This window comes from Paenibacillus sp. FSL P4-0127, from assembly GCF_038007325.1.
Lineage (GTDB): Bacteria > Bacillota > Bacilli > Paenibacillales > Paenibacillaceae > Fontibacillus > Fontibacillus macerans.
Genome location: NZ_JBBOWY010000001.1, coordinates 5,185,965 through 5,203,662, shown reverse-complemented (window position 1 = coordinate 5,203,662; position 17,698 = coordinate 5,185,965). Strand labels below are relative to the sequence as shown.

The following is a 17,698-nucleotide window of genomic DNA, read 5'->3' as shown; positions in this document are numbered from 1 at the left end:
CTAGATTTATACAGCGGGAAAACTCCTGTTCTTTATTCCAATATGAAATTATCTTTGCTATAGTCAGTTAATGAAGAGATTATAAACTACTCCGGGGGATGCATATGTTCCATGTATTGGTTGCCGAGGATGAAGTTTGGATTCGCAACGGGATCGTGGAGATGATCGAGCGGTTTGGGCTTGATTTCAAAGTCGTGGCCCAGGCCAGCGACGGAATGGAGGCCTGGAATCTGATCAACGAAGTGTGGCCGAACGTCATTATCACCGATATCGTCATGCCGGAGCTCGACGGTTTGTCTCTGCTCGGCAAATGTGATGAATACAAGCTGGGCATCGTTCCGATCGTGATCAGCGGCTACGAGAACTTTGCCTATGCCCGGCAGGCGATCCGGTACGGAGCGACGGAATATTTGCTGAAACCGGTCGTGGCCGAGGATTTGAGACAAGCCTTGCTGCGCTCTTTGGAACGGCTGCAGAGCTCCGTGCACCTGTACGAGCCTCTCCATCAGATTCAGGAATTTCTGGGCGTGATGGAAGTGTGGGATCATCAACGTTTGGTTTCTGAAGCCGGCCGGATCCTTGGTTTCATCTATAAGGTGAAGGCTGCGAATCCGGGGATTCGAAACGGACTGCTCCGCATTTTCTCGGACAAGCTGAACGAGCAGCTAAGGAGTATCGATCCGCATCACCAAAACCTGGAGCTCGGGGAGGCGACGGGCAAACCCGCGGCACAAGCCCATTTTGCGCATTTGCTGGAGCAGTGGTCGCGCCGCTTGAACGGGGCCTCCTCCGGCCGGAAAAGCTTTCTGGGCAAGCGGGTGAGCGAATATGTTCAGCAAAATTACGCCAGGGAGATCACGCTCGCGCAAATCGCGGAGTATACCGATCTTAGCGTTTCCCGGTTTTGCGTGCTGTTCAAGCAGCATTACGGGGACTCTTTTATCAACTATTTGAACAAATACAGAATCGAGAAAGCAAAGCAGCTGCTGCTGGAACCGGATCTGAAAGTTTACGAGGTGGCCGATATGGTCGGGTTCTCCTCCTTGCCCTACTTCAACCGATTGTTCAAGAGCCTGACGGACGAGTCGCCGGGTGAATACCGCAGGAGCCTGGGCTTATGAATATCAATCTTTCTCCCTTGCGTTCCATCAAGCAAAGAATGATCGCGCTGTTTTTCGGGCTAAGCCTTTTGTCGGTGTGCCTGACAGCCGGATTTTCCCACTATTTCTACAGCAAAGCGGTCAAAGAGGAATTCGTGATGATCGCGGAAGAAGCCACGGGACGGCTGAACCATCATCTGGAGTTTTATTTCCGGCAAATGAAAAAATCGACGAACACGCTGCTGAACACCGATCTGGTGCAAAAATGGCTGAACGAGGGCTACACTCCCCATGTAGAGGATATCGCCGGAATTGAAAAGGAAATGAACACTTATGTGTCATTCAATTTTCGGGAAATCAACAATATGTTTCTCGTTTCGAATGACCGGCGGGTTCTTCCGCTGAACAACAGCTATATCCCGGAAGACCGGCGCATGATGGAAGCCTGGTTTAAGGACGTCCGGGAAGTTACGGTATTGCCTACCCATCGCCTGAACGAAAACGGCCCCTTGGTTATGGATATGATTATCCCGATTTACAGCACGCAAACGACGGCGCAGATCGGCAAGCTGGTGCTGCAGTTTTCTTTGACCGAAATCGACGCTGCCTTCGATAAATCCCGGCTGGGGAAAAGCGGCTACTTCTTCCTGTTGTCGAAAGAAGACATCGTGGTCAATCATCCCGAGAAGGAGTGGGTGGGCAAGGCGCGGAAAGACACGCCGCTCGGCGGACTGAATTTGGATCCGGAAAACGCCACCGGCGCCCAAACGTGGAACGGCGAAGCCTATCTGGTTTCTGTCTATGAATCGCAGTATACGGGGTGGAATATCGTTTCCGTTGTCCCTTATGCCGAGATGGCCAAAGGGTTGAACTCCGCGGTTTTATCGACGATGATCGCTTTGGCCATCCTTGGGGCTTGCATCCTTTTGATCATTCCTTTCCTGGTGTCTCAGTTTGTAGGCCCGATCAAGCATATGAAAACGAGGATGGAACGGGTCGCCAAAGGCAATCTGGAGGCCAGAGCGTCGCAAATCTCCGGCATCCATGAATACCAGGTGCTGACCAACAGCTTCAATTATATGGTGGAGCAGCTAAACGATCTGATGCGGGAAATCTCCGAATACAAGGTAAAAGAGGTCGAACTGCAGTTAAGGCAAAGCGTGGCCACGGTCAGAGCGCTGCAAAACCAAATCAATCCGCATTTGCTGTACAACACGCTGGATATTATTAAGAGCATCGCCTATTTGGAAGATGTTCCGCTGATCGAGAAAATCGCCCACAACTTGGCGGACGTATACCGTTATGCTTCCAAAGGATCGGATCAGGAAGTGACGCTGCGCGAGGAGCTAAGCGTGTTGATCAAGTATCTGGACATCGTGCACATCCGTTATCCGAAAAAATTCGAAAGCAGTGTCCGGGTGAACGAGAAATTTATGGAGTGTCCGATCATCAAGCTAACGATTCAGCCGATCGTGGAAAATGCCGTCAAATACGCCGTGGAAGCGAAAGGCGGGAATGCGGCGATAATTGTGAACGCTTACGACGAGGGCTGCGATCTTGTCGTCGAAATCGCGGACAACGGCCCGGGAATTCCGGAAGCGCGGCTTGCGGAACTAAGAGGACAATTCCGCGGAAGTTCGTCCGCCGAAGATACGTTCAGAGGCGAGTCCATCGGACTGGCGAATGTCCATGCGCGGCTTCGCTTGAAATACGGCGAGCCTTACGGAATCTCCGTACATTCTTTCCCGCGACGCGGCAGCGTGGTCAGCATCCGGATTCCTTTCGGAAACGGAAACGAAAACGAAACAGGCGATGCGGTCCGAACAGGCAAAAAGTGCGAGTGAAGGGAGGATAGGCATGAAAAAATGGTGCATGATGCTGTTGTCCGCGTTTTGGCTGGCCGGGCTGTTTGGATGTTCCAGCGCTGCCGGGAACCGATCGGCGGGGGAAGCGGCGACCGGCAGCGGGAAGACTGGAGCACCCGTAGAACTGAATTTGATGACGTTCAGCTTTGCGGGAGGAGGCTGGCCGGAGGATCATGCGGTCGTCCGAGAGCTGAATAAACGGCTGAACATCAAGCTGAACATCGAGTGGATCCCTATGGACGTTTACGGGCAGAAGTTGAACGTATTGGCGGCTTCCAATGATTTTCCCGATGTATTCTTGGTCGAAGGCCCGGAATTCAACAAGTGGAAAGACAAAGGTGTCTTTACGGATATCGAACCTGAGCTTACCAGGTACCCTAATTTCACGAAATATTTGAGCCGCGAATACTTGGAGCTGATGAATCCCAAAGGAAAAATGTACGGATTGCCGTTTTATATTACGGACACGCGGGATTCTCTGATCATCCGCAAGGATTGGCTGGACAAGCTGGGGCTTAAGGCGCCAACCACGGTAGATGAATTTCTCGAAGTCGCCAAGGCGTTTGCGCAGGAGGACCCGGACGGGAACGGCAAGGACGATACTTACGGGTTTTCGTTCAGCATCGTCAACGGCAAATTGACCAATCTGGATGCGATTATAGGCGCTTTCGGGTTGGGGAACGAATGGAGCGAGCAGGATGGGCGGCTTGTTCCGCTGCAGGTGCAAACGAAGGAGCTCAAGCCGTTTCTCGCTTTTCTCAGGGAGGCTTATTCGTCAGGGGCGCTCGACCCGGAATTCGCCACAAACAAGGTCAAGGATCCGCTGGCCAAATTGGAGGCCGGAAAAGTCGGCATCGCCACCGTCGTCCCCAACGAATTTTATACCTCAACGCTGCCGGCCTTGAAAAAGAACGCCCCCGGGGCCGAACTCGTCCAATTGATTCCCCCGAAAGGACGGGGCGGACTGCAGGCGACGCATACGATCGGGAACACGAGCAAAATCGTCGTCAACGCCCGTATCGCCCCCGCCAAGCAGCAAAAAGCGCTGGAGCTGTTGAATTACCTGCTGTCCGACGAAGGCTACGATTTGATCAAAAACGGCGTTGAAGGCATTCACTACCAAAGAACCGCCAAAGGAACGTTCGAAAAGCTCCCGGCGTTTGACAAGGACCGTCCGCAGCTGCTCTCCGTGTGGTTTTTCCGCCGCTATGACCCGGAGGTCCAGATCCGCAAGTGGGATGATCCGCAGTACGCCGAAAACGTCCTGAAGTTTTATGAAACCAATGCCAAGTATCGTTGGAAAAATCCCGCGGAAGGCCTGTCCAGCGAGACGTTTGATCAAAAAGGCCTCCGGCTTCTGGGAAGATGGGTGGACACGATGAGCAAGGTGGCCATGGATCAGCTTCCTTTAAGCGCCGTGGACGAGGCGGCCGCGGCCTGGAAGCGGGACGGCGGAGATCGGATCATCCGGGAGATCAATGAGGAGTACCGGAAGACTAAGGAATAACATACCCGAGTTGCGGGATATCCCGGCCATGCACATGTTGCATGGCCTTTTTTGGCTCAAGCTAGAAGTCGGCGGCGCTCGATAGCCGGCTGCCGGAACGACCGACCGCCGGCCTTCAACATAACGGCACTTTATGTCCTTATTATTCGGAGTCTGGCCTGTTCATCTCCATTAGCGGCATTTTATGTGCTTATTTTTATATGAATGGTCCAGAAGGCTAGTATTTCCTTGATATAGAGGAAACTAGCGGCATAAATTACCTCTATTTTTCTCAAATGTATAGATATCGCCGGAATAACGCCATTTTATGTCTTTATTTTTTTCGCTGGAGTTTCTCAAGTTCCGCAAAAATCCGGCAACAAACAAAAAGATCGGTTAAGGACTTCGCTTGGGAATGGATGTAGAGTAAGGAAGGGCCAAGGCATGAAGGGTGATTCGGCAGAAAAGAGAACAGGCGGCCGCATGGTAACGAAAGCGCTTTACGGATAGGAATAAACCGCAACGGGAGGCAGTGACGAATGAAGGAGAAAAATCAGGTTTCATTAAAAGAAAGAATCAGCTACGGGTTGGGGGATACCGCGTCCAATCTTGTGTTTACTATCGTAACCACGTACCTTATGTTTTTCTATACCGATGTTTACGGCCTGAATGTGGCCGCGGTGGGCACCTTATTCTTGGTAGCCAGAATGATCGATGCATTGGACGGTCCGATTTTTGGGGTGTTGATCGACCGTACCAGCACCAAATGGGGGAAATCCAGACCTTATTTCCTCTGGCTTTCCATTCCGTTTGGGGTCGTCGCGATATTGACGTTCATGACCCCCGATTTAAGCGCGACGGGTAAAATCGTTTACGCGTATGCGACATACATCGCGTTGGGGATTTTGTATGCGGGCGTCAACATTCCGTTATCTTCGCTGCTGCCGAGCCTTACCAGCAATTCGCAGGAAAGAACCGTGGTCAATACGTACCGGATGGTCGGAGGCCAGACGGGCGCGTTCATCGTCAATGCCGCGGTGCTGCCTTTGGTCGCTTTTCTGGGCGGAGGCAACCAGCAGCAGGGCTTTCTCTATACCATGATTTTGTTTGCTGTGATCGGCGTCGGGCTCTTTTTCATCACGTTTGCAAATACGAAAGAGAGAGTCCAGTCCAACGGTAATAAGCCAATTCCTTTTAAAGAAGGCGTGAAAGCGCTGAAGGGAAATTGGCCTTGGTGGATTTTGCTTATCGTCAACGTGCTGCTGTTTATCTCTACGATCATGATGAACCAATCGACGATCTATTTTCTCAGATATAATCTGGGCCGCGCCGATTTGGTGCCGGTGCTGAACGGATTGTCGAGCTTGATGCTCGTCGGGATTATCGCGGTGCCGTTTATGGCCAAAAAACTCGGTAAACGGAACACGGTGCTCCTGGGATTCATTCTGGCCGTGGCGGGACAACTGATTATCTTTGCCGGCTCTGAGTTCCTTTCGGTTCCGCTCATGGTAATCGGAAGATCGCTGGCGAAGATTGGACTTGGCGTGGTGGCCGGCATTAAATTCGCGATGATCGCCGATACGGTCGATTACGGTGAATGGAAGACCGGCGTGCGCGCGCAAGGGCTGCTGATGGCGGCTTCCACCTTTGGCGTCAAATTCGGCATGGGGCTCGGGGGAGCGATCGCCGCCTGGATTATGTCGATGGGGGGATACGTTCCCAACCAGGCCCAGACGTCTTCCGCATTGCTCGCTCTTCAATTCAATTTCGTGTGGGTGCCGTTGATTTGCTTCGTGCTTTCCATCGTCCTCATGATGTTCTACCGGCTTGATCAACAAGAGGAGACGATGAAGGAGGAGCTTCAGAACAATCGGATCGTTACGGCTTAGGGCAGCGCTGATCGGCAGGTACGTAAAAAGGAAGCAAGGCATCTCTTCGGGGTGTCTTCTTCGCTTTTTAAAAGATGGGTGAGGGCCGCAAGGTTACGTTTGCGGAGGCTAAGGTGGCCGCGGTATTAGCGGTAAAAAAGGGCGTTATCCCCGGCAGAAAAGGGAGATCGGTCGATTTAGAGGGATTTTTTACCGCTATTTGTGGGCGATCAGGGCGAAAAGGCGCTTTCTCCGCGTATGGCAGGAAGATAGATACAAAAATTACCGCTATTTGTACGAGAGGACGGAAAATCGCAAAATAGCGCCATAAATTACCGCTATATCCGGCAAAGAGCTCCTCTACTCCCGCCCGGCAGAAAAATAGGGCAACAAACAAAAAGATCGGTTAAGGCGCCGCGGAGGGATTGCCTGTAGAGTAGAACATGTACGTATGTCGGGAATTTGGCTATGGAGGCCGTTTACAGTGAGTGTTTGCAATTCGTAAATTTCAACTTGGAGGAGATTGCCTTATGAGAGTCTTGTTTTTGGATCTGGATTCGACCAACCCGGAACATCTGGGCTGCTATGGTTATCATCGCAATACGTCGCCCAATATCGATAAAATCGCCGCCGAAGGCGTCCGTTTCACCAATTACTACACTTCGGACGCGCCTTGTGCGCCCTCCCGCACCGCGCTGATGAGCGGGCAGTTCGGAATTCGCAACGGCCTGGTCGGCCACGGCGGTACGGCGGGGGACATGAAGCTGGAAGGCGAGCAGCGGGAACTGATGGGCCGGCTGACCCGGGGCGGGGCGTTCCCGTCGTACCTGCAGCTGATCGGCGGACTCAGCACCACCTTGATCAGTCCTTTCCCGCAGCGCCACTCAACGTTCGCTTTTTATGCCGGATTCAACGAAATCATCAATACGGGGCATCTCGGGAACGAGTCCGCGGATGACGTAACGCCCGTGGCGCTGGAATGGATCGAACGGAATGCCCAAAAAGACGACTGGTTCCTGTACGTCAATTATTGGGACCCGCATACCCCTTACCGGACGCCGCTGGAATACGGAAATCCGTTCGAAGACGATCCGCTGCCGGAGTGGATGACGGAGGAGGTGCTGGAACGGCACAAGGACATGGTCGGTTCCCACAGTGCGCGGGAGCTCAACATTAATTTCAGAACCAAGAGCTACGATAATGCTACATCCCCCGATTTTCCGCGTCACCCCGGGGAAATTCTCGACATGGACGGCCTGAGAAAGATGGTCGACGGTTACGACTGCGGCATTCGTTATATGGACGACCATTTGGGCAAGCTGTTTGCGGCGCTGGAACAGCAGGGCGTGATGGAAGATTTGATCATCATGATTACCGCCGACCATGGCGAAAATATCGGCCAGCTCGGCATCTATGGCGAGCATGCCACTGCGGATCAGGGGACCTGCCGGATTCCGATGATCATCCGCTGGCCGGGCATGAAGCAGGGCCTCGTCGACGAGCGGCTGCATTACCATCTGGACCTGCTGCCGACGGTAGCTGAACTGCTTGGGGCAGACCCGATGCCGGATTGGGACGGCACCAGCTATGCGCCGGTCCTGCGGGACGGAACCGATTGCGGGCGGGATTACCTCGTGGTGTCGCAGTGCGCCCACGTAGTGCAGCGCAGCGTTCGTTTCGGTGATTGGATGTACATTCGCAGCTATCATGACGGTTACCACCTGTTTGACAAGGAGATGCTGTTCAACCTGCGGGAGGACCCGAACGAGCAGCGCAATGTTGCCGCCGAACACCGCGACGTTTGTATGGAGGCCGTTTATTTGCTGAACCAGTGGCATGACGAAATGATGGTCCGTTCGGGGGATGATCGCGATCCGTTGTGGACGGTGATGAAAGAAGGCGGGCCTTTCCATGCCAAAGGTTATTTGCCGGGATACTTGAAGCGGCTGGAGGAAACCGGAAGGGCCAGCCAGGCTGCGGAACTTGCGCGCAAGCATCCTCAGGAGTTTCCGCCGAAGCCGGCCAGTGACATCGAGAAGCTGGTTAGAAAGCGGCTCACGGAACAGATGGGCCCGCATTGATTCGTATCATCCATTTTATCGCTAGGAGCTGAACAACGTGGCCAACTTGAAAGCTAAACCATTTTATTTATCCGATGAAGATATCGCCTGGGTACAGCAGACGATCGCCGGCATGACGCTGGACGAGAAGGTCGGGCAGCTGTTTTGCCTGGTCGGCTATTCCGATGAAGAAGAATATTTGAAGCGGCTGGCGGCGGAATACAAGGCCGGGGGCTTGATGTGCCGGCCCATGGCTGCGAGCAGCATCGTAAACACGGTGCAAACACTGCAGCGAAGCGCCAAGATCCCTCTGCTGATCGCGGCCAATTTGGAGAAGGGCGGCTCCGGCATTGCCGAAGAGGGCACCACCGTCGGGTCGGTGATGCAGGTGGCCGCCACCGATGATGACGACATGGCCTACAAGCTCGGCGTCGTCTGCGGGCGCGAAGGCGCGGCGGTGGGCTGCAACTGGGCATTTGCGCCGATCATCGACATCGATTACAATTTCCGCAATCCGATTACCAATACGCGCACATTCGGCTCCGATCCGGAGCGGGTCCGCCGCATGGGCGTTCAATATGTCAAAGGCGTGCAGCAAAACGGGGTCGCGGCTTCCATCAAGCACTTCCCGGGCGACGGGGTCGACGAGCGCGACCAGCATCTGGTGGAAAGCATCAATTCCTTGTCCTGCGAAGAATGGGACGCCACCTACGGCGCGGTGTACCAAGCCTGCATCGAGGAAGGCGCGATGACGGTGATGGTCGGTCACATCCTGCAGCCGGCCTACAGCCGGAGGCTTAATCCGGCACTAAAAGATGAGGAGATTTTGCCGGCCTCTTTATCCTACGAATTGGTGACGAAGCTGCTGAAAGAACAGCTCGGCTTTAACGGTCTGGTGGTGACGGATGCTTCAACGATGGCGGGAATGATGATTTCGATGCCAAGATCGCAAGCCGTTCCGCGGGCAATCGCCGCGGGCTGCGATATGTTCCTGTTCTGCCGCAGTCTGGAAGAAGACTTCGGCTATATGAAACAGGGCATCGAGGACGGGATCATCACCGAAGAGCGCTTGAATGAAGCGTTGACCCGGATTTTGGGGCTGAAAGCGGCCTTGAAGCTGCACCGCAAACAAGCGGACGGCACGCTCGCGCCCAAGCTGGAGGAAGCGCTCAAGGTGCTGGGCGCGAAGGAACACCGGCAATGGTCGGTGGAGTGCGCGGATAAGGCGGTCACCTTGGTCAAAGAAGAACCCGGAGTGCTGCCGATTCATCCCGACAAATACAAACGCGTCCTTTTCTATGATATTGAATCCCAACAGGGAGTGGCGTACAGCGCGCGCGTCGGGGCCGCCGAACTGTTCAAGGAGAAGCTGAAGAACGAAGGCTTCGAGGTGACCACGTTCGAGGTGAATCCCGGGTTTGAAGGCATGATGTCGGCGCAAAGCGAAGTGCTCGGCAAATACGATCTGATCATCTACCTGGCCAATATGGTGACCAAAAGCAACCAAACGGTGGTGCGGATCGAATGGAAGCAGCCGATGGGGGCCAATGTGCCGACCTTTATGACCACCATTCCGACGCTATTCCTTTCGGTCGAGAATCCGTACCACCTGTTGGACGTGCCGCGGGTAAAAACCTATATTAACGCCTATAATTCGAACGACAATGTGCTGCAGGCGCTGCTCGACAAGCTGATGGGCCGGTCGGAGTTCAAAGGGACAAGCCCGGTCGATGCGTTCTGCGGATTGTGGGACGCCAGATTGTAAGCAGGATCAAGCTATCGCGACAGGAAGCTGCCGCAATTCGCTGCGGAGATGATAGAGCTGCAGGAATCAAGAGAGAAAGCGGAGCAAGAGGAGGGAGAAGCATGAATCGGCGGTATCAGGCGGTCATTTTTGATCTGGACGGGGTGATCGTCTCCACGGATCAATATCACTTTCAGGCGTGGTCCGAGCTGGCCCGGCAGGAGGAAATCGAATTTAACGAGCAAATCAATCACCGGCTGCGCGGCGTCAGCCGCATGGAAAGTTTGGAGATTATCTTAGAGAAAGCAAGCAAGCGTTATACGCCGGTGGAGAAGCTGGAGCTGGCCGAGCGGAAAAACGAGGTTTACCGCGGTTTGCTGGGCAACCTGACCGATGGTGACATGCTGCCGGGGGTGGCGGATACTCTGTCCGTTCTCCGCGAGCGGGGATACAAAATCGCTATCGGTTCGTCCAGCAAAAATACGCCGGTTATTTTGGAGCGGATCGGCTTGTCCGGTTATTTCGACGCGGTGGCGGACGGAAACGGGATCAAAAACAGCAAACCGGACCCGGAGGTGTTCCTGCTGGCGGCCGGCAAGCTGGGCGTTCCGCCCGCAGGCTGCCTTGTCGTTGAGGACGCGGAAGCGGGAATCATCGCGGCCAAACGCGGCGGCATGGCGGCAGCGGCCATCGGCGAGGCGCGAAGCTGCGTAGAAGCGGATTATTCGCTGGTGTCGATAGCGGACTTGTTGCTTTATGTTTAACGGCGGGGGATATGCCCCCTTCACTCACGTTTTTTGCTGCTGTAATCGGGCCCTGGATTTTCTGACATAATAAACAACCATCAGCAGCAAAGGGATCCCAAAGCCGATAGTAAAATCCCAGTCGACCCAATAGGCTGGGATTTTTTTAATGTAGAAAATAATATCTTTCGATACCAGCTGAGCACATCCAAATACGAGAAAACCAACCGGAAAAATCAAGGAACGGAAACTTTTCAGGTTAAACAGTTGAGCGGTACCAAGCGTAAAGGCATAGAAATATAGCGCCGTTTTGAAAAAGGTGGTGATTACCCACACAATGGCCATGAGCGCTTCGATTCTCTGCAGAAAATTGCCGATATTGATTTTTTGGGCCAGAATATAGGCGGCGTAAAATTGATGCTCGCTTAGATAAGCGCCCAGAACGGTAAGGGAAAGAAACAAAATCAGATTCAGGACGGCCGCTCCGATAATCATGGTGAGAAAGATATCCCGGTTGGTATTTTTGCTCTGCTTAACGTACGGATGCACCATCTGAAATACGATCATTTCGCCAAACGGATAACTGATGCCAAACAACACGGAGTGCAGCAATTTGGGCAAAGGCGTATTCATGATCGGGAACAGATTTTCCAGTTGGACCTGCGGAAGCAGCAGAAACATCAATGAAGCGAAAAACAGAATGAACAGCGGCAAAAATATTTCAGCTGCCCTGGCAAGCGTCTCGAGACCAAGGCGGAGGCCGTATATCACCAGGAACAGGGTCATGAAACGAAAAACGGCGCTTGGAGTCTTTTCAAAAATTTGCGTGCCCATGAAATCCTCGATTTCACGAATGTAGATGGCTGTTGCCATTAGAAAGAAAAACAAATAGAACAGGTTGACTGCAGTTCCGACCCACTTTCCTAATATTTTGTTAATTTTTTCGATGAGGTTCAACTGCGGATAAAAATAATGTACTTTGATCGGAATCGCTATGCAGGCAAGCCCCAGCAGCAAGCTGATTAAACTTGCGATCCAGGCGTCCTGATGCGAATCGGCTACCATGGTTAAGGGATAAATCAGCGCCATGTCGCCAACAAACACAAACAGGACAAGCACAATCAGTTGTCTTGAAGATAAGCGTCCTTTTTCCAAGCCCATGTTCCTATACATCCTTCCGCCTATGGCCTACTTTTCGACCCCGGTACGCGAATTTAAGCGCCAGTCTGTGCTAGTATGCCGGTAATGTATTGACAGTATGCCCTCTTTCTGGATTTTTCCGGAATAATAATGGCCGAATAGACCAAAATAAGCAAAAAACGCCTATTGGCGGAAAACCCGGGTGACGAGAGTGGATAAATCAATAAGCCTAAAAGGTCAATTGTCGACCCGCCTGCAGGAGAACGAAGCCCTGCTGCAACAAGCGCTTGGCGGGAGCACGGATCTGGTGAAAAAGAAGCTGATTCTAGGGACAAACATAGAGCTGGTCTTGTTTTTTATCGATGGACTGGTGGATACCGGCACCCTTCACAATTCCATCCTTTACTCGCTGACCGAGCGGGGATTCTCCGAATTTGATGAACCGGAAAAGATGGATGCCGAGCAAAAGCTGCAACTTCTCAAGGATTGCATTTTGATGGCTGGAGATATAAAGGAAATCGCCGATTACGATAAGCTGCTTCATGATCTTTTATCGGGATGCATCATACTGCTGCTGGAGGGAGCGAATACCGCGCTGCGGATCGCGCTTCCCGGCTGGGAGGACCGCAATGTCGGAGAACCCAGCTCACAGACGGTTTTACGCGGGCCGATGGAGGGTTTTACCGAACGTTTGCGCACCAACACGGCGCTGATCCGGCGGAAAATCAAGGATAGCCATCTATGGCTCGAGACGTTTCAAATCGGCAAGGCAACCCAGACCGATGTGGCCATTATGTATCTCAACAACGTTGTCAATGCGGAAATCGTGGCTGAAGTAAAGCGGCGTCTGGCCAAGATCGACACGGACAGTATTTTGGAAAGCGGCTATATCGAAGAATTCATTCAGGACACGGCCATTACCCCGTTTCCCACGATCTATAATTCCGATCGCCCCGATACGATCGCGGCGGGAATTTTGGAAGGAAAAGTGGCCATCCTGGTGGACGGGACGCCGTTTGTTCTGCTTGTTCCCTCCTTCTTCTTGAATTTCTTCCAATCCGCAGAGGATTATTATCAGCGGGCGGATATCGCCACTTTGCTGAGATTCATCCGCTATTTGTCATTTTTTATCGCAATGCTGGCTCCAGCGCTCTATGTGGCCATTACTACGTATCACCAGGAAATGATTCCGACCACCCTTGTGATCAGCCTGGCCGCGCAAAGGGAGGCGGTGCCTTTTCCGGCTTTCGTCGAAGCGATGCTCATGGAGGTCATCTATGAAGTTTTACGCGAGGCTGGCGTAAGAATACCGAAGAACATCGGCCAGGCCATTTCCATTGTCGGGACCCTGGTTATCGGACAAGCGGCCGTAGAGGCGGGGTTTATCTCATCCGCCATGGTCATCATTGTGTCCGTTACGGCGATCTCCAGTTTTGTGATTCCGGAGACGGGGATGTCCATCGCCGCCCGGATCATCCGTTTTGTCCTGATGGCGCTGGGGGCGTTTATGGGATTGTACGGCATTTTGTTCGGCATTTTTATGATCGTGCTGCATTTGGCCGGGCTGCGGTCTTTCGGCATGCCTTATATGAGTCCGCTTGGACCTTATATTCAAAGCGATTTGAAGGATTCCGTGTTCCGCTTTCCTTGGCCGAAGTTAACAACGAGACCCAAGCAAACTGGGCCAGTCGACCTGAAGCGGCAAGGACAAACCGGAGGGGAGGAACCGTAAGCCATGATGCGAACGCTGAAATCAACCCTGTGCGGGTTCCTGCTGATCATTTTGCTGCCTGCTTTGCTGAGCGGTTGTTGGGAAAGGAAAGAACTCAATGAGCTGGCTTTTGTCCTGGGGTACGGATTGGATAAGGAAGGAGACCAATTTAAAGTAACGATGCAGGTGGTTATTCCTTCGGAGATCGCCACATCCACCACCGCAAAGGGAGGCGGAACGCCGGTCACCGTTTACGATTTTAAAGTCAAGACCATTTACGAAGCCTTGCATGAATTCACTTTAGCGAGCTCCCGGTCAAGTTACTTGGGGCATATCCGCGTATTGGTGCTTGGCGAGGAGTTGGCCCGGGACGGCATCGGCAAGGTGCTGGATGTCATTCTAAGAAGCCGTGAGCCACGGTCGGATTTCTATATCATGGTAGCGCGGGATGCCCAGGCTTCCGAAGTGCTGCAGTTTTTGACGCCGCTGGACAAATTGCCGGCCAACCGGCTGTTTTATTCCTTGCAGAAATCGTCCAAGGCAACCGCCAGAACCACGCCCGTTACCATTGACAAACTGGTTGACCGTTTGGTAGCCGAGGGGAGAAACGTCGCGCTGTCGGGCATCGAGATTGTTGGCGACCGTTCTGTGGACGGGGATGCGAAAAACCTGAAAAGCACGAGGCCCAAAGCAAGCTTGCTGCTTCGCGGCCTCGGCGTGTTTAGAAAGGACAAGCTGCTCGGATGGCTCAACGAAATGGAAACGATAGGTTATAACTATATCATGGGTGAAGTCAGCGGGAGTGCCGGTCCGGTCATGGGGGAGGACGGGCAACCCATCGTGATGGAGGTGCTCCGATCTTCAACCAAACGCAAGGTCAAAATCATCGGCGGGGAGCCGCATATTTATATTACCGTCCGGGCTACAGTCAATGTTGAGAGCACACAGAGCACGGATCGGCTGGATGACGACCGGGTGATCAGAGAATTGGAGAAAAAGTCGGAACAACGGATCATTTACCTCATGGAAAATGCGGCCGATCATATTATTGAGAAATACAATTCCGATATTTTGGGGTTTGGCCAACTGATTTACCAATCCCATCCGAAGGTGTGGGAGAAGCTGAAGGATCAGCGGGAAACTTACCTGAAAACGCTGCCCGTTCATTATCAAGCTTCCGTACATATCAACCGGATTGGCACCATCGATAAATCATTTCAGGATGACATAAAGGGGTGAGGGCCAAATGAAGGACTTTCTGGCGGTGCTGCTGGTTGCCGCATGCTGTATAGCGATTGATCTGCCTTCCTTGGCCCGCTCCCGCCGATTCGGCCAGCTTGCCGTCTTCATCCTGCTCTGGATCGCCGGCATTTCGGCAACACTTTGCACTGTATTCAAGGTGCAGGTTCCCAGCCCGCTTTATTTCATCATTTGGTTATATACGCCTGTCAATGATTTGTTTCAGCGTATGTTAGGATGAAACTTTTCGCGAGCTAGTAGACGATTCTGGAAATAACGTTAGCTTGATGGCAAGTAAAGACTTGAGAAAACGGAAAAATGGCCTATTGAAGATCTCGGGTGACAACATAAAGGAAAAAAAGGGCGCTATTTCCGCGACATCCCCTATGTTGCGTAAAATAGAGGAATTTTATGGCGCTATTTTCACGATTTAGTGGCAAAAGGCCGCCTTTCGACCTGTTCATCGAAAAATAAGACCCAAAAGTTCCCCTATGGTGATGAATGGGCCCAAATTCGAAAAATAAGCCCCTAAAGTTCCGCTATTTCATGGGGCTGATACTGTGCACAAGACTAATACAGTAGAACAAAGCGATCCATAGCCCCCGTCCGCAGATAAGCCATATTGTTTTCCGGATCATTCTACTAGTTTCCTTCCCACTCCTGCAGCATCATCACGGCCGCCCCGGTGGCCACGGCCTCCTCAAGCAGCAGACCTTGTGTGAACACCGGGCTATACTCGGGATAATGGTAGGTGTTTTTCTTGGCGATCTCCAGCGCGGTATCGAATACGAGCGGGCTGGCGCTGACGAGCGGGCCGCCCAAAATGACGTATTCGGGATGAAGCGCATTGATCAGGTTGGCCAGTCCAATCCCCAGATAAGCGGCTGTCTCCATAAACTGCTCTTTAACCAGCGGATCGTCTTGCGCCAGGGCGTCAACCAGTGTGGCAAAGTTGACCTGATCCGGCAAAATGCCGGAGAGCAGGCTGCCGCGTCCGATTTTTAGCTGGGTGCGCACCCGTTCCTCCAGCGCCGGCACCGACACGAAAGCCTCCAATGCCCCGTAATTGCCTTTTTCCCGCAGCCTTGGCCCATTGGCCTGGATGATCATCTGGCCGATCGCCCCTTCGGTATCCACGGCCCCGCGCAGAATCTGGCCGTCGGACATCGCGGCCGACCGGATGTTAACGCCGGAGTGAACGTAAAGGGCATGCTGGATGTTTTCAGTCCGCAGCGCCCAATGCTCGCCGATTAACGCGGTGTTTGCGCCATTGTCGAGTTTCGCCGGAAACTCCAGCCGCTCCGCAAGCATTTCGCAAATCGGCACATTGCTCCAGGAGGGGGCGGGGAAAAATTCCGGTTCAAGGATGATTCCTTTTCTTTGGTCCAGCGGACCGACCGCTCCGATTCCCATGCCCAAGACGTCGCCGGGCGAGATGCCGTGCTTGGTCAGGAACTCCCGGGCGCTGTTCACAACGTGATCGACAAACAGCTCGGGCGTCATCTGTTCGTCCATTTTCCAACGGGTCAGGGACAAGGTGTTGATATGCATATCGTAAAGTCCCAGCGTGGAATAAATACGGGAGATTTCCAAGCCGAACAGATAGCGGTACGTCGGATTGGTTTGAAATAAAATCGGCTTTCTTCCGCCGGTGGAGTTGCCGAGTCCGGAGACGATGACCAGCCCCTGGGAGGTCATCTCTTCAAGCAAGCGCGTCATGCTGCTGCTCGTGAGCGAAAAGTGGTTTAACAAATCGGCTTTGGAGACGGTCCCGAGGTAGGAAATCCGGTCGTAAACCTGTTTTTTTATCGAAGGATTGGAATGAGTAATCATAACGTACGTTTCTCCATTTCCAAGTTAATTAGTCGGGATATTAAAAGTATAACGGCAACGTCGTGTTATTTCCAGTTAATTTCATCAGAATAATCAACATAATTTCTGTTTGAAATTATGTTTGGAAAAATCCACGATTCGGGAGTTGCGAATTGCCTGAATTTTACGAATTTTTTATAAATTTATCACAACTTTAATCCAAAATGAAATTAATATGATATAATGCTTATAGCTTCTAGTAAAACATGACGAGACAGAAAAGGGTGAGTTCGGATGAAGAACGCGCTAACCCGGCGAATGAACATCCTATGGCAAATCTTTTGTGTGTTTTTTAAAATAGGGCCTTCCACGTTTGGCGGGGGCTACGCGATGATCGCGACGATCGAAGAGGAGATCGTTCATAGAAAAGGGTGGATGAACCAGGAGGAAATGGGGGACATGGTGTCCATTTCGGGATCAGCCCCCGGCGGCGTGGCCGTCAACTCCGCGGCTTTCATCGGCTATCGGCTGGGCGGAATCCCCGGCGCCGTGACGGCCGTGGCCGCGATTACGCTGCCTACGTTTATCATCGTTTTTCTCCTGAGCCTATTAAGTTACATTTTCAAAGATAACGCCAAAGTGGCAGCCGCATTAAAAGGCATTCACGCCGCGGTCGTTTCCCTGATCATCTTAGCCGCTTTCAAGATGTGGAAATCCTCCGTTCTGGATGCAGCCACGCTGGTGATCGCGGGAATTGCGGTCGCGCTCCTCTTATTTACCGGCATTCATTCGTTTTATCTTATTTTGGGGGGGCCGATCGCCGGGACCATCGTCGTGTTGATTAAGCGGAAATGCGGGATGACCGTACGGACGGAAAAGGCGCGGACCGAGGAGAAACAGGAGCTTCACTTCCCGGAATACTACATCTAA

General features: G+C 52.6%; 13 protein-coding genes. 11 read left to right on the top strand and 2 right to left on the bottom strand.

Features of this window, described 5'->3' with window-relative positions; genetic code table 11:
* Positions 1–104: 104 nt before the first annotated feature.
* The 7 genes from NYE74_RS23280 to pgmB all read left to right on the top strand — a co-directional run bounded on the left by NYE74_RS23280 (position 105) and on the right by pgmB (position 10,887).
* The gene (locus NYE74_RS23280) at positions 105–1,121 is read left to right on the top strand and encodes a helix-turn-helix domain-containing protein (RefSeq protein WP_155621546.1); all 1,017 of its coding nucleotides are present in this window, start codon (positions 105–107) and stop codon (positions 1,119–1,121) included.
* Positions 1,118–2,944 carry a cache domain-containing sensor histidine kinase gene (locus tag NYE74_RS23275; protein ID WP_240751582.1) on the top strand — a complete coding sequence of 609 codons (1,827 nt, stop codon included), beginning with the start codon at positions 1,118–1,120 and terminating at the stop codon, positions 2,942–2,944. The genes NYE74_RS23280 and NYE74_RS23275 overlap by 4 nt, the downstream gene beginning before the upstream one ends.
* A gap of 13 nt (positions 2,945–2,957) precedes the next feature.
* Positions 2,958–4,472 carry an extracellular solute-binding protein gene (locus tag NYE74_RS23270; protein ID WP_124331495.1) on the top strand — a complete coding sequence of 505 codons (1,515 nt, stop codon included), beginning with the start codon at positions 2,958–2,960 and terminating at the stop codon, positions 4,470–4,472.
* 518 nt (positions 4,473–4,990) lie between these two features.
* Positions 4,991–6,340, top strand: coding sequence for an MFS transporter (locus NYE74_RS23265; RefSeq protein WP_036623964.1), 1,350 nt, complete (start codon positions 4,991–4,993; stop codon positions 6,338–6,340).
* Between the two features lie 509 nt (positions 6,341–6,849).
* Entirely contained in the window at positions 6,850–8,400 is a 1,551-nt protein-coding gene (locus NYE74_RS23260) for a sulfatase family protein (protein ID WP_155621548.1), read from the top strand.
* Positions 8,401–8,437: 37 nt separating this feature from the next.
* Complete coding sequence (locus NYE74_RS23255; protein WP_036623962.1) at positions 8,438–10,144, top strand: glycoside hydrolase family 3 protein; 1,707 nt, start codon at positions 8,438–8,440, stop codon at positions 10,142–10,144.
* A gap of 101 nt (positions 10,145–10,245) precedes the next feature.
* Entirely contained in the window at positions 10,246–10,887 is a 642-nt protein-coding gene (gene pgmB, locus NYE74_RS23250) for a beta-phosphoglucomutase (RefSeq protein WP_036623961.1), read from the top strand.
* A 24-nt stretch (positions 10,888–10,911) separates the two neighbouring features.
* Here the strand turns inward: pgmB and NYE74_RS23245 are convergent, their stop codons facing one another.
* Positions 10,912–12,027 carry a GerAB/ArcD/ProY family transporter gene (locus tag NYE74_RS23245; RefSeq protein WP_036623960.1) on the bottom strand — a complete coding sequence of 372 codons (1,116 nt, stop codon included), beginning with the start codon at positions 12,025–12,027 and terminating at the stop codon, positions 10,912–10,914.
* Between the two features lie 190 nt (positions 12,028–12,217).
* On the opposite strand from NYE74_RS23245, the gene NYE74_RS23240 reads away from it, so the two are divergent.
* The 3 genes from NYE74_RS23240 to NYE74_RS23230 are packed head-to-tail and all read left to right on the top strand — an operon-like array spanning position 12,218 to position 15,197.
* The gene (locus NYE74_RS23240) at positions 12,218–13,738 is read left to right on the top strand and encodes a spore germination protein (protein ID WP_124331494.1); all 1,521 of its coding nucleotides are present in this window, start codon (positions 12,218–12,220) and stop codon (positions 13,736–13,738) included.
* A gap of 3 nt (positions 13,739–13,741) precedes the next feature.
* Positions 13,742–14,956 (top strand): Ger(x)C family spore germination protein, encoded by a 1,215-nt coding sequence (locus NYE74_RS23235; protein ID WP_036623958.1) that lies wholly within the window; start codon positions 13,742–13,744, stop codon positions 14,954–14,956.
* Between the two features lie 7 nt (positions 14,957–14,963).
* The gene (locus tag NYE74_RS23230; RefSeq protein WP_036623957.1) at positions 14,964–15,197 is read left to right on the top strand and encodes a hypothetical protein; all 234 of its coding nucleotides are present in this window, start codon (positions 14,964–14,966) and stop codon (positions 15,195–15,197) included.
* A 401-nt stretch (positions 15,198–15,598) separates the two neighbouring features.
* Here the strand turns inward: NYE74_RS23230 and NYE74_RS23225 are convergent, their stop codons facing one another.
* Positions 15,599–16,789, bottom strand: a complete 1,191-nt coding sequence (locus NYE74_RS23225) for an ROK family protein (RefSeq protein WP_036623956.1) — start codon at positions 16,787–16,789, stop codon at positions 15,599–15,601.
* Positions 16,790–17,062: 273 nt separating this feature from the next.
* Here NYE74_RS23225 and NYE74_RS23220 point away from each other — a divergent pair, with 273 nt between their 5' ends.
* Positions 17,063–17,698, top strand: coding sequence for a chromate transporter (locus NYE74_RS23220; protein ID WP_036623955.1), 636 nt, complete (start codon positions 17,063–17,065; stop codon positions 17,696–17,698).